At 67.2% G+C, this 12453-nt stretch carries 8 protein-coding genes; 1 reads left to right on the forward strand and 7 read right to left on the reverse strand.

Annotated elements, in window-relative coordinates:
• Positions 1-3189 carry an efflux RND transporter permease subunit gene (locus FHS02_RS13075; RefSeq protein ID WP_137317129.1) on the forward strand — a complete coding sequence of 1063 codons (3189 nt, stop codon included), beginning with the start codon at positions 1-3 and terminating at the stop codon, positions 3187-3189.
• A gap of 241 nt (positions 3190-3430) precedes the next feature.
• Here FHS02_RS13075 and FHS02_RS13080 read toward each other — a convergent pair whose 3' ends face one another.
• The 7 genes from FHS02_RS13080 to FHS02_RS13110 form a co-directional block, all read right to left on the reverse strand.
• Positions 3431-4213 carry a GNAT family N-acetyltransferase gene (locus tag FHS02_RS13080; protein WP_137317128.1) on the reverse strand — a complete coding sequence of 261 codons (783 nt, stop codon included), beginning with the start codon at positions 4211-4213 and terminating at the stop codon, positions 3431-3433.
• 146 nt (positions 4214-4359) lie between these two features.
• The gene (locus FHS02_RS13085; RefSeq protein WP_137317127.1) at positions 4360-5010 is read right to left on the reverse strand and encodes a hypothetical protein; all 651 of its coding nucleotides are present in this window, start codon (positions 5008-5010) and stop codon (positions 4360-4362) included.
• 86 nt (positions 5011-5096) lie between these two features.
• Positions 5097-5558, reverse strand: a complete 462-nt coding sequence (locus tag FHS02_RS13090) for a response regulator (protein ID WP_137317126.1) — start codon at positions 5556-5558, stop codon at positions 5097-5099.
• Complete coding sequence (locus tag FHS02_RS13095; protein ID WP_137317125.1) at positions 5555-9022, reverse strand: response regulator; 3468 nt, start codon at positions 9020-9022, stop codon at positions 5555-5557. Before FHS02_RS13095 ends, FHS02_RS13090 begins: the two co-directional genes overlap by 4 nt.
• Complete coding sequence (locus FHS02_RS13100) at positions 9019-9885, reverse strand: transporter substrate-binding domain-containing protein (protein ID WP_137317124.1); 867 nt, start codon at positions 9883-9885, stop codon at positions 9019-9021. Before FHS02_RS13100 ends, FHS02_RS13095 begins: the two co-directional genes overlap by 4 nt.
• Before the next feature lie 165 nt (positions 9886-10050).
• The gene (locus tag FHS02_RS13105; protein WP_137317123.1) at positions 10051-11292 is read right to left on the reverse strand and encodes a Gfo/Idh/MocA family protein; all 1242 of its coding nucleotides are present in this window, start codon (positions 11290-11292) and stop codon (positions 10051-10053) included.
• Between the two features lie 113 nt (positions 11293-11405).
• Positions 11406-12152 carry a carbonic anhydrase gene (locus FHS02_RS13110; protein WP_137317122.1) on the reverse strand — a complete coding sequence of 249 codons (747 nt, stop codon included), beginning with the start codon at positions 12150-12152 and terminating at the stop codon, positions 11406-11408.
• Between the last annotated feature and the right edge of the window lie 301 nt (positions 12153-12453).

Raw genomic sequence — 12453 nt, forward strand, 5'->3', positions numbered from 1 at the left:
ATGAACTTCCCCCGCTTCTTCGTCGACAAGCCCATCTTCGCGGCCGTGCTGTCGATCCTGATCTTCGTGGCGGGCCTGATGTCGATCGCCGCACTGCCCGTTTCCGAATATCCGGAAGTGGTGCCGCCCTCCGTGGTGGTGCGTGCCCAGTATCCCGGCGCCAACCCGAAGGTGATCGCCGAAACGGTGGCCGCGCCGCTGGAGGAACAGATCAACGGCGTCGAGCACATGCTGTACATGGATTCCAAGGGCACCTCCGATGGCGCGCTGGCGCTGACCGTCACCTTCAAGGTCGGCACCAACGTCGAGCAGGCCGAGACACAGGTGCAGAACCGCGTGCAGCGCGCGCTGCCCCGGCTGCCCGAGGAAGTGCGGCAGATCGGCGTGACGACGGCCAAGTCGTCGCCGAACCTGACGCTGGTGGCCCACCTGGTGTCGCCGAAGGGCCGCTACGACGACGTCTACCTGCGCAACTACGCGGTGCTGAACGTGAAGGACCAGCTGGCGCGCATTCCCGGCATGGGCGAAGTGATCCTGTTCGGCGCCGGCGACTACGCGATGCGCGTGTGGATCGACCCGCAGAAGCTGGCCGCGCGCGGCATGACGGCTGCCGACGTGACCGATGCCATCCGCGAACAGAACGTGCAGGTGGCAGCGGGCGTGGTCGGCGCCTCGCCCACCAGGGGGTCGCAGTTCCAGCTCACCGTCAACACGACCGGGCGCCTGAAGACGGTCGACGAGTTCGGCGCCATCATCGTGCGCACCGGCGACGACGGCGCCGTGACTTTGCTGCGCGACGTGGCCCGCGTCGAGCTGGGCTCGAACTCGTATTCGCTCCGTTCGCTGCTGAACAACAAGTCGGCGGCCGCGATCGGCATCTTCGAGGCGCCGGGCGCCAACGCGCTGCAATTGTCCGACGACGTGCGCGCCACGCTGAAGAGACTCGAAGCGGACTTCCCCGAGGATGTGGAATGGCAGGTCGTCTACGACCCCACGCAGTTCGTGCGCGAGTCGATCCGCGCCGTCATCCACACGCTGCTCGAGGCGGTGGCGCTGGTAGTACTGGTGGTGATCGTGTTCCTGCAGACCTGGCGCGCATCGATCATTCCGCTGCTGGCGGTGCCGGTATCGATCGTCGGCACGTTCGCCGTGATGCTGCTGTTCGGCTTTTCGATCAACACGCTGTCGCTGTTCGGCCTGGTACTGGCGATCGGCATCGTGGTCGACGATGCGATCGTCGTGGTGGAGAACGTCGAGCGCAACATCGCCGCAGGGTTGACGCCGCACGATGCGACGATCCAGGCGATGAAGGAAGTCTCCGGCCCGATCATCGCGATCGCGCTGGTGCTGTGCGCCGTATTCGTGCCGATCGCCTTCGTGGCGGGGCTGACGGGCCAGTTCTACCGCCAGTTCGCGCTGACCATCGCGATCTCCACCGTGATCTCGGCACTGTGCTCGCTGACGCTGGCGCCGGCGCTGTCGGCGGCATTGCTGCGCGCGCACGATGCGCCGAAGGACCGCCTGACACGCGCGATGGACAAGGTACTGGGGCCGTTCTTCGGCTGGTTCAACCGCTTCTTCGGCCGCGCATCGGCATCCTATGGCCGTGGCGTGCAGGGCGTGATGGCGCGCAAGAGCCTCGGCATCGGCGTGTACCTGGCACTGACGGTGGCGGCGGTGTTCGTGTTCCGCGCCGTGCCATCCGGCTTCGTGCCGCAGCAGGACAAGCAGTACCTGGTCGGCTTCGCGCAGCTTCCCGATGCGGCCGCGCTGGACCGCACCGACGCCGTGATCCGCCGCATGTCGGCCATCGCCAAGGACGTGCCGGGGGTGATGGACGCGGTGGCCTTTCCCGGCCTGTCGATCAACGGTTTCATCAACGCGCCGAACACGGGCATCGTGTTCATCGGCCTGAAGCCGTTCGGCGAAAGGACGTCGGCCAATCTCTCCGGCGACGCCATCGCGGTCGAGGTCAACAAGCGGCTGGGGGCGATCGAGGATGCGTTCATCATGGTCTTCCCGCCGCCGCCCGTGAACGGCCTGGGATCGATCGGCGGCTTCAAGATGATGGTCGAGGACCGGGGCAACCTCGGCTACGACGCGCTGTACGGCGCGGTGCAGGCGCTGCAGGCCAAGGCATGGCAAACGCCGCAACTGGCCGGGGTGTTTTCCAGCTACCAGATCAACGTGCCGCAACTGTTCGCCGACGTCGACCGCACCCGCGCCAAGCAGCTCGGCGTGCCGCTGCAATCGGTGTACCAGGCCTTGCAGATCAACCTCGGCTCGCTGTACGTGAACGACTTCAACCAGTTCGGCAGGACCTACCAGGTGGTGGTACAGGCCGATGCGCCGTTCCGCTCGCAGCGCGAGCAGATCGCGCAGCTGAAGGTGCGCAGCGACAAGGGAGAAATGATCCCGCTGTCGTCGCTGATGCGCATCAGCGACACGTACGGGCCGGACATGGTCAACCGCTACAACGCCTACCTGGCGGCCGACATCAGCGGCGGCCCCGCGCCCGGCGTATCGTCCGGCCAGGCGCAGGAAGCCATGACGGCGCTGGCCCGCGACACGCTGCCCAAGGGGATCACCTATGAATGGACCGAACTGACGTACCAGGAAATCCTGTCCGGCAACACGATGGTGTACGTGTTCCCCCTGTGCGTGCTGCTGGTATTCCTCGTGCTGGCCGCGCAGTACGAAAGCTGGACCCTGCCGCTGGCCGTGATCCTGATCGTGCCGATGTCGATCCTGTGCGCGCTGGTCGGCGTGAAACTGACCGGCGGCGACAACAACGTGTTCACGCAGATCGCACTGTTCGTGCTGGTGGGGCTGGCATCGAAGAATGCGATCCTGATCGTGGAATTCGCCCGCGAGCTGGAAGACCATGGCCGCAGCGTGGTGCAGGCCGCGCTGGAAGCGTGCCGGCTGCGGCTGCGGCCGATCCTGATGACGTCGATCGCGTTCATCATGGGTGTGCTGCCGCTGGTGTTTTCCAGCGGCGCCGGCGCCGAGATGCGGCACGCGATGGGCGTGGCCGTGTTCGCCGGCATGCTGGGTGTCACCTTCTTCGGGCTGTTCCTCACGCCGCTGTTCTACGTGCTGCTGCGCACGTTCGCGCTGCGCATCTCCGGCACGGCGCCGCACAGGCGGCACCATGCCGACACGGGACTGGGCGGGGTCGTGAAGTAAAGATCGATGGCACAAACCACGGTCGATCCGCAGGGGTCTGTCCCCGGTAAGGAATAGTGGTAGTGCTTGCCAGCGGCAAGGTCAGGGGACTGACCCCGGTCCTTTGCCAGCGAATTGATGGCGCCAGCAAAAACCGGGGTCAGTCCCCTCGAAGCGCTGCCGGCGAGCGCCAATGTTCACACTTACCGGGGACAGACCCCTGCAACTCAACCGCTAACCGCAACATCGAGCCCGACCGACGTCACGCCGCGATCGCCATCTCCACCGATCCATCCACGCCATAATGCTTCGCATAGCGCGCATCCAGGTTTGCCAGCGGCATCAGCAGGAACAGGTCGGCGCTGTCGAAATCGGGATCCCAGGCCGGCTCGCCGCAGATCCACGCGCCGGAGCGCATGTAGCCCTTCAGCAGGGGCGGCACGCTGGCCGTGGCGGCCGGTGCGATCTTCGTGTGGGGGAATGGCAGGTGCGGCGTGACGCGGTACTCGGCGGGCCCCATGCGGGTCTCGCGCAGTTGCTGGTACACGGCGACGGCGTTATGGCCGCCGTCCGCGACGCTGATGCTGGCGCAGCCGGCCAGGTAATCGCAGCCCTGCCGTTCCATGTACTCGGCCAGTGCCGCCCACAGCAGCATGATGACGCTGCCGCCGCGGTAAGCCGGATGGATGCAGGCGCGCCCCGCTTCGATGATGCGGCCGCGCAGCGGATTCAGGCGTCCCATGTCGAACTCGCCCTCGGAGTAGAAGCGGCCGAGCCGGCGCGCACCGGCCGGCGCCAGCACGCGGTAGGTGCCGACCACCTCCAGCGTGATGGCGTCGCGCACCAGCAGGTGATCGCAGTGTTCGTCGAACTCGTCGCAATCGAGGCCGTCCGGCCGCGCCAGCGCCTTCAGGCCCAGGCCTTCGATGAAGACACGGTAGCGCAAGCGCTGTGCTTCGCGCAATTCCTCGGCGGTGGTGGCGATGCTCGTTACAAGGCGGGGGCGCGGCGCGCGGGCGCTGCTGGCGATGGTCGTCTGCTGCATGCTTCGTCCTCTCGGTGAAGTGGAGACGAAGCACAGCGTAACGGCGGATTACTTCAGCAACATGACAGCGGCGTGTCGGTTTGGTGACCGTCGCGCCGGCGCATCGGCTTCCAGGACGGAAGCCGATGCGCCGGCGCCGGAAGCGCTCAGTCTTTCTTTGGGCGGCCCGTCTTCAGTTGCGGCAGCGAGGCCAGTACGTTCTGCAGCGTGGCCATGTCGATCTGGCTGATCAGCGCCACGCCGACGCGCAGCAGTTCGCTCTTCTTGATCTCGAAGCCGGCTTTCAGGCAGGCTTTCTTCACATCGCCGAGCACCGCGTATTCCGCTTCCGGCATCGTGAAGCTGTCGCGCACCAGGCGTTCCTTGCGCGGCGCCGGTGCTTTCTCGACCGGCTTGGCCGGCTTGGCCGCCGGCCTGGCTACGGCCTTGGCAGCCTTTGCCGGCTTGGCGATGGCCTTGGCCGCCTTGGCTGCCTTCGGTTCGGCCTGCGCGGCCGGCGCTTCCACCTTCACGGCTTTCGGCTGCGCGGCCTTGGCCTTTGCAGGCTTGGCAGCGACGGCGGCTTCGGCCTTCGCTGCCGCCTTCGGCGCTTTCGCCTTGGCCGGCGCAGCCGACGGCGTTTCCGCAGCGGCTTCCTTCGCCTGGCCTTCCTTCACTGCTGCTTCCTTCACGGCGGCTTCCTTCGCGGCGGCCGGCTTGCGTGCCGCGGTTTTCGCGGCCGGCTTCTCGGCGGCCGGGGCGGCAGGCTTGGTGGCGGTATCGGCGGAAGTCTTGATCACATCGGTCTTGGCGTTCATTGATGCTCCTGAAAAAGTTGAACTATATAAACAATATATACCATTTTCGGGAAAAGAGCACCTGTCCCCGCAATTCCGCGGCAACTTCAAGGCTCACCTGCGGCACCGCCGTTACGGCGTGCCAGCAGCGCTTCGAGTTGCGCGTTGCGGCTCGCCAGTTCGCGGCGCGCCGCGCGCAGGGCCAGGTGCGTGGCCACGCGCGCGAACAGGGTCGGCGGGCTGATCGGCCGGACGATGTAGTCTACCGCGCCCGCCGCCAGCCCGCGTGCCTCGTCTTCCGGCTGGCTCTTCGCACTCAGGAAGATCACCGGCACGTCGGCCGTGCGCGGGTCCTGCGCGATGCGGCGGCATGCCTCGTGGCCATCCATTCCGGGCATCGTCACGTCCATCAGCACCAGGTCGACGCCGCCGCCGGCCAGGATCTGCAAGGCGGTGGCGCCATTGGTGGCGACTTTCGTCTGGTACTTCTCCTTCAGCAGCGCCGCCAGCAGCATGATGTTGTCCGGCGTGTCGTCGACGATCAGGATGGTGGGGCGGGCGGCGTTCATGGTGTCTCCGGAGCTGCGGCGTCGAGCGCCTGGCGCGCCGCGTCGAATTCATAGCTGGCGATGTGCGCGGCTACCCGCTCCAGCACCGGCGGCGACAGCACGGCCACCAGCGCCGCGCGCGCGCCGGCAAAATAGTCATTGCTGTCGCCGCTGTACGCAGCCAGCAGTTCGCGCAGCTTGGCCAGCGCCGCTTTTGCCTGCACCTCTGCCTGCACCTCCGCCGCCGTTCCCTCCTCCGCTCCGGACACGGCGCCCGCTTTACCGGTGCCGGCCTCGCCGCCGGCGCCCGGCGTGGTGGCGAAATGGGCATCCAGGCCGGCAATGGCGGTGCGCAGCGCCCCGCTCAGTTCCTCGACCAGGGTGGCCGCCGGCACCTCGCCCCCGTCGAGCAGCTCCTCGATGGCCCGGGCGGCCGCTTCGACGGCGTTCGCGCCCACGTTGCCGGCCACGCCGCGCAGCGTGTGGGCGCGCTTGCGGGCGGCGTCGCGTTCGCAGTGCAGCAACTCGGTCGCCACTTCATTGGCGGCATCGCGCTGCGAGTTGCGGAACCGGTCCAGCAATTGCAGGTACAGCGTCTCGTTGCCGGCCACGTGGCGCAAGCCGCGCGCGGTGTCGATCCCCGGCAGCAGCGGCAGGCCATCCTGGCCCAATATTCGCAGCAGGCGCGGCGGCCGCGGCGCCACCGGCGGCATTGCCCGGCCCAGCCAGCGCGCCAGCGTGGCATACAGCATGTCCGGGTCGATCGGCTTGGTGACGTAATCCTGCATGCCCTCGGCCAGGCAGCGTTCGCGCACGTCGGCCAGCGCGTGGGCCGTCATGGCGATGACGGGCAGGCCGTCGAAGCGGCGGTCGCGGCGCAGTTCCAGCGTGGTTTCATGGCCATCGAGCAGCGGCATTTCCAGGTCCATCAGCAGCAGGTCGTAGTGGCCGGGGCCCACCTGCGCCAGCCGGTCCAGCGCCTCGCGGCCGTTGCCGGCGAACTCCACCGCGATGCCCTGGATGCCCATCAGCTCGGCGGCGATCTGCTGGTTGACGGGATTGTCTTCCACCAGCAGCACGCGGCCCGTCATGCCGGGCTTGCCGGCATCGACCGGCCGGCCGTGCCGGCGCGGCGGCGAGAACAGCGCCACCAGCGTATCGACCAGCACCGATTGCCCGATCGGCTTGAACAGGTAGCCGACGAAGCCCGCATCTTCCGCCTCGCGCTGCACCTCCTCGCGGCCGAATGCCGTCAGCAGCACCATGCCCGGCCGCCGTTCCAGCGGCGCGGCGGCGACCCGGCGCGCCAGCTCGATGCCGTCCATGCCGGGCATCTGCCAGTCGGTCAGCACCAGCGCATACGGGTCGGCGGCCGCGTCGGCGGCCACCACGCCGGCCAGTGCCTCGGCACCGGACGACGCGGTCTGTACCCGCAGGGGCAGCGCACGCGCCGCCTCGCCCAGCACTTCGAGCGCCACCGGGCTGTCGTCCACCAGCAGCACGCGGGCGTTGTTCAGCGCGGCCGGCACCACCGGCGAGCGCTCCGGCTGCCCGGACAGGCCGAATTCCAGCGCGAACGAAAAGACCGAACCCCTGCCCTGCTCGCTCTCGACGCGGATCGAACCGCCCATCAGCCGCACCAGTTGCTGCGAGATCGACAGGCCCAGGCCGGTGCCGCCGAACTGGCGCGACGTGGAGCCGTCGGCCTGGTTGAAGGCGCGGAACAGCTTGCCCATCTGCTCTTCCGGCATGCCGATGCCCGTGTCGCGCACGGAGAAGCGCAGCACGACCCGGTCCGCGCCCGCCCCGTGGGCCGGCCCCGGCGACGGCATTTGCGTGCAGCACAGTTCCAGTTCGCCCTGCGGCGTGAACTTGACGGCGTTGTTGACGAGATTGATCAGCACCTGCCCCAGCCGCAGCGGGTCGCCCACCAGGTGGCGCGGAATCGATGGCGGCACGTTGAACAGGTATTCGAGCTGCTTTTCCGCCGCCCGCTGGCTGGTCACGCTGGCCACGTTGGCCAGTACCTCGTCCAGGAAGAACGGCACCTGCTCGACTTCCAGGCGGCCCGCCTCGATCTTTGAAAAATCCAGGATATCGTTGATGATGCCCAGCAGCGCCAGCGCGGCGCGGTGGATCTTGCTGACGTAATCGTGCTGCTTGGTGTTCAGGTCGGTGCGCAGCGCCAGGTAGGCCATGCCGATGATCGCGCTCATCGGCGTGCGGATCTCATGACTCATGTTGGCCAGGAATTCGGACTTGGCGATGTTGGCCGCCTCCGCCCGCACATTGGCGGCCACCAGCTTCTGTTCGCGCTCGCGCCGTTCGGAGATGTCGCGGATGAAGCCGCAGAACTCGAACTCGCCGGCATCGAGGTCGATGCGCGTGATCGACAGTTCGATGGGGAACTCGGTGCCGTCCGCGTGCAGCGCCTCGACCTCGATACGCCGGTCCAGCACTTCGCCCGGGCCGTCGCCGGCCAGGTAGCGTGCCATGCCCTTGCGGTGGTCGTCGCGGTAGCGCGGCGGAATGATGAGCGTGTCGAGCTGCTGGCCCAGCGCTTCGTCGCGCGCGTAGCCGAAGATCATTTCGGCCTGGCGGTTCCAGCCCACCACGCGGCCGTTGCGGTCCATGTTGACGACGGCATCGAGCGCGGTATCGACGATCGCGCGCAGCTTCCTTTCGCTGTCGCGCGCCGCGGCGATGGTGCGCTTCAGTTCCTGAGTGCGCGTGTCGATCTTCTGTTCCAGGTCGCCGTTCAGCTCGCGCAGTTCGCTTTCCGCATAGCGCAGCCGGGTCAGCGTGTCGCGGAAGCTGCGCACCGCGATGGAAAGGCGGCCCACCTGGTCGGCGCGGCCGATGCCGGAAAGCTGGATATCGGTCTTGCCCTGGGCGAGCTTTTCCAGCGATTTCTGGATGTCGCCGAACGGCCGCACGGCCTTGCGGGCCACCACGAAGACCGAGCCGACGATCGTCAGCGCCAGCAGCAGGTTGACCATCAGCGCGTTCAGCAGCTGCCGCTGCAGGGCCTGGTCGGTCTCGCGCCGCGAATACGTGAGGTCGATCGCACCCACCTTGTAGTTGCGGGCGCCATCCTGGAAGCTGATGTCGCGGTGCACGGTGATTGCGCTGGCGGCGCCGTACTTGCCGGTACCGAAGCCGGCCAGCTCGGTGCCGTTCGGCGCCAGCACGCGCAGCATCAGCACTTCCGGCGTGGCGCGCATCGCGTCGACCACGCTGGTGATGGCCGCGCCGTTGATGTCGAACAGCGGCCGCGCCAATGCCTGCGACAGCACCGTCACGAGCCGCTCGGAGCGCTCCTGCAGTTGCAGCTCGGCCTCGGCGTGCAGCGTGCGCACGGCATAGGTGGTGTAGGCGGCCGTGGACAGCGCGACGGCCAGGAAGATCGATACAGCCAGGCGCAGCACGATGTCGCGCCGCCAGGCATCCCGCAGGGTGTGCAGTACATTCGCCCGTCGTATCAAGGTTGCTTGCCCTTGCCGGCCGCCGGCAGTGCGGATTTCTCGAGCTTGCGGTATTGCTCGCCGTCGCGCACCGCTTCCACGGCATCCCAGATGCGCCGTGCCAGCTGTGGCTGGCGCTCCACCAGCCGGTGCGACAGCAGCAGGAAATACGGTTTCTCGATCAGCGGCCGCGGCAGCGCCTCGATCTGGGCGCCAAAGGGGCCGGCCAGCAGCGTGCGGGCATCGCCGCCGCCGACGGCCGCCGCGGCGAGCCGCCCGGCCAGCAGCTTGCGCACCAGTTCGTCGGAACGCTGGCTGCCTTCGTCGACGGTGACGTTCAGGCTGCGCAGCAGGTCGGTGACGGAATAGCCGAGCTGGGCGCCGATGGCGCCGTCGACGTTGTGCAGCGCCTTGCCATCCCACTCCACGTTGCTGCCCTTGCGGCGGATCAGGATGTAGCGGTCGATGTGCATGCGCTTGGCCGCGTCGGGCGTGGCACCGCCCGGGTATTCGCCGATCTCGCGGCGGTCCGTCTTGAAGCTGACGGCGAACGCGCCGTCGACCGCATTGGCCTGCAGCTGCGCCAGGCAGCGCTTCCACGGCATGCTCTGGAAATCGAAGCGGATGTTCTCGCGCTGGCCCACCAGCCTGAGCAGCTCGAAGTTCAGGCCGCGGCCATCCTCGGTGCGCCACGGCTGCACGTTGGCGCGCTCGTAGCACAGCGTGACGGTGGGCACCGCGGCGGCTAGCAAGGGGGAGGCTTGCAAGGGGGAGGCTTGCAAAGAGGAGGCTTGCATGGCGTATGCCGGCACGGCCGCCAGCCCGGCGCCAATGCCCAGCAACCCCACCAGCAGCTTCCCGCGCCAAGCGCTCCCGACCGTCATCCCCGCCTCCATGCTCGCAAGCCTATAGTGTAAGCAAAACTACAAGGCAGGGGTACATTCTGTTTGACAATATTTCCAGTGCACCGCTGGTGGCGGCAACGGCGAATCGGGGGAGCGCGGCATCCTGGAAGCGCCGCCAAGGCGCGACTGCAACGACTTCGGCCGTCAGCCCGCCTCCTGCTGCGGTTCCGGCCCCCGCGTGCGCCCGGGCGGCGTGAGCTTCACGGCCCTGCGCGTGCGCGCCGATTCGTAGATCGCTTCCATGATGCGCTGGTCCTGCAGCCCCTCCTCGCCCGGCGTGTGCACTTCCCTGTCCTGCTGGATGCACTGTGCGAAGTGATCCATCTCGAGGGCGAACTGGTTCTTTTCCTCGACCTGGATATCGGTGGCCTGCTCCTTGCCGTCCACCACGCGCGACACCGTCAGCTTCAGGCCGCGATAGGCATAGGCCGGGTTCATCTCGGCCCACCCCTGTGCACCGTTCAGGCGGAAGTGCTGCGACTTGTGCGCCGCATAGCTGGTGGAGCAGCTGGCGATGAAGCCGCTGGGGAAACGCAGGATGAACTGGCAGGATTCCTCGACTTCGCGGAAGCGCGCATCGCCCGGTGTCGACCAGATGTTGCCGATCACCTCGTTGGGCTCTTCGCCGCTGAGGAAGCGCGCCGCATTGATGCAATACAGGCCGATGTCCGGCAAGGCGCCGCCGCCGGCCAGCGCGCGCTTGAGCCGCCAGTGCTGCGGATCGCCCATGTTCTGCGAATTGACGGACACGAATTCCTTCAGCGCGCCCAGCTTCTTCTCGCGCACCATGCCGGCCAGCGCCCGGTCCATCGGCTCGTACTGGCTGCGGTAGGCGATCATCAGCTTGCGTCCGGCCTTGCGGCAGGCGTCGATCATCTGGCGGCACTCGGCCACGCTGTTGGCCATCGGCTTTTCGCACAGCACGTGCTTGCCGGCGCGGGCGGCGCGCACGGTATATTCGAGGTGCATATGATTGGGCAACCCGAGGTAGACGCCCTGCACATCCGGCATCTGCGCCAGCCTGTCGTAGTCCTTGTAGTCGAGCACCGCGCTCTCGGGAATGTTGTACTGGTGCGCGATCTTCAGGCCCTTGGCGCGGTCCCCGGTGACCAGCGCCACGGGCTTGGCATGCCTGCATTGCGCAAGCGCGGGCAGCATTTCGTTGACGGTGATGCGCCCCAGCCCGACGAGGGCGATGCCGACCCGCTCGTTCCACGGGTCGGCCGGCGGCTCGGTCTTTTCCGGCTTCTCGGACTTGTCATAGATGGGCGGGAATTCCACCTTGTCCTTTTCGCTGGCACCGGCATGCAGCGCGGGCGTGGACAGGGCGGCCAGGGTTCCCACATAACGCAGGAAATCGCGGCGCGGCGGCTGGTCTCGGTTCATGCAAAGCCCTCCTTTCTGGATGAAGGGAGGCATCCTCGCATGCTGTCCTGGACAGCAGCGCTCGCTTGCCTTCCAGCAAAGCGCCCTGTCCCGCCAGCCGGTCCGGCCCGCGATCAGCCCGTTACTTCGACCACCCGTCCGTTCAGCGGCTGCACCGGGCGGGCGTTCATCGGGTACAGCTTGCGGAACGCGGACAGCTGCGCCTTCGACACTTCCACCGGCTGCTTCAGCACCTGCCAGTGCACGCCCTCGCTGCACGGCGGCGTCGTCAGCGAACCCATGTAGGCATAGTAGGCATGCTGCGCCGGCAGCAGCGCGCCCGCGTCGAACTCGCCGTCAACGGGATGCTTGTCGCCCGCGTGTGCCGGCAGTCCGGCGAATACCGGCTTCAGCGCGGCATTTTCCCTGCCCTGCCTGAACAGCACTGCCACCACCGCCAGCTCGCCGGCATCGTTCTTGTGCACCATGTGGGCGACCAGCGGATAACGCTTGCCGTGGATTTTCTCTTCGCTGGGGGTGTGGAAGTGAACCTGCACGAGCTGGTAATCGCCGCTCGCCAGGTGCACAGTGCCGCCGTGTGCCGGGTTGACCTGCACGGTGTGGCCGGTGTTCACGATGTCCGCGGTGCTGGCCGTGTAGTCGAACCCGATCGGTGCCGGCATGCCGGCCTTCTCGTGGCGGATGTCGATCGGCGATTGCGCCTTGCCCAGCTTGCACGCGGAGAAATCCTGTTCCAGTTCGCCCCAGTGCGCGCTGCCGGACTTGCCCGTGTATTCCCAGTGCGCGGCGGCCTTGTCCGCTGCGTGTGCACTTCCCATGGCGGCCAGTGCGGCTGCCAGCATCAGCAATGTTTTTTTCATGATGATCCGTTCGTTGAATGAGGTTACGGCGACGAACGCGCGGGCCCCATGACCGCGCGGTTCGGCAGCGGCAACGTTAGCGAAATCATCGCTAACATTTAGTTAAGGCAAGATGAGGGGAAACTTAAAAGTCGCGCTGCAGCCACTGGCGCCAGTATCGGCGACGGGATTGCGGCGCACCTCTCCCAGGGGGAAAGGCCGTGCCGGACTGAAGTGGAGGGAACGAAGTGACGGGAACGAAGTGACGCGAATGAACGCGGCGCCTGGCCGAACCTTCAGGCCGAGGCGCTGCAACGCGGAC

The organism is Pseudoduganella umbonata, from assembly GCF_014192225.1.
GTDB classification, from domain to species: Bacteria; Pseudomonadota; Gammaproteobacteria; order Burkholderiales; family Burkholderiaceae_D; genus Rugamonas; species Rugamonas umbonata.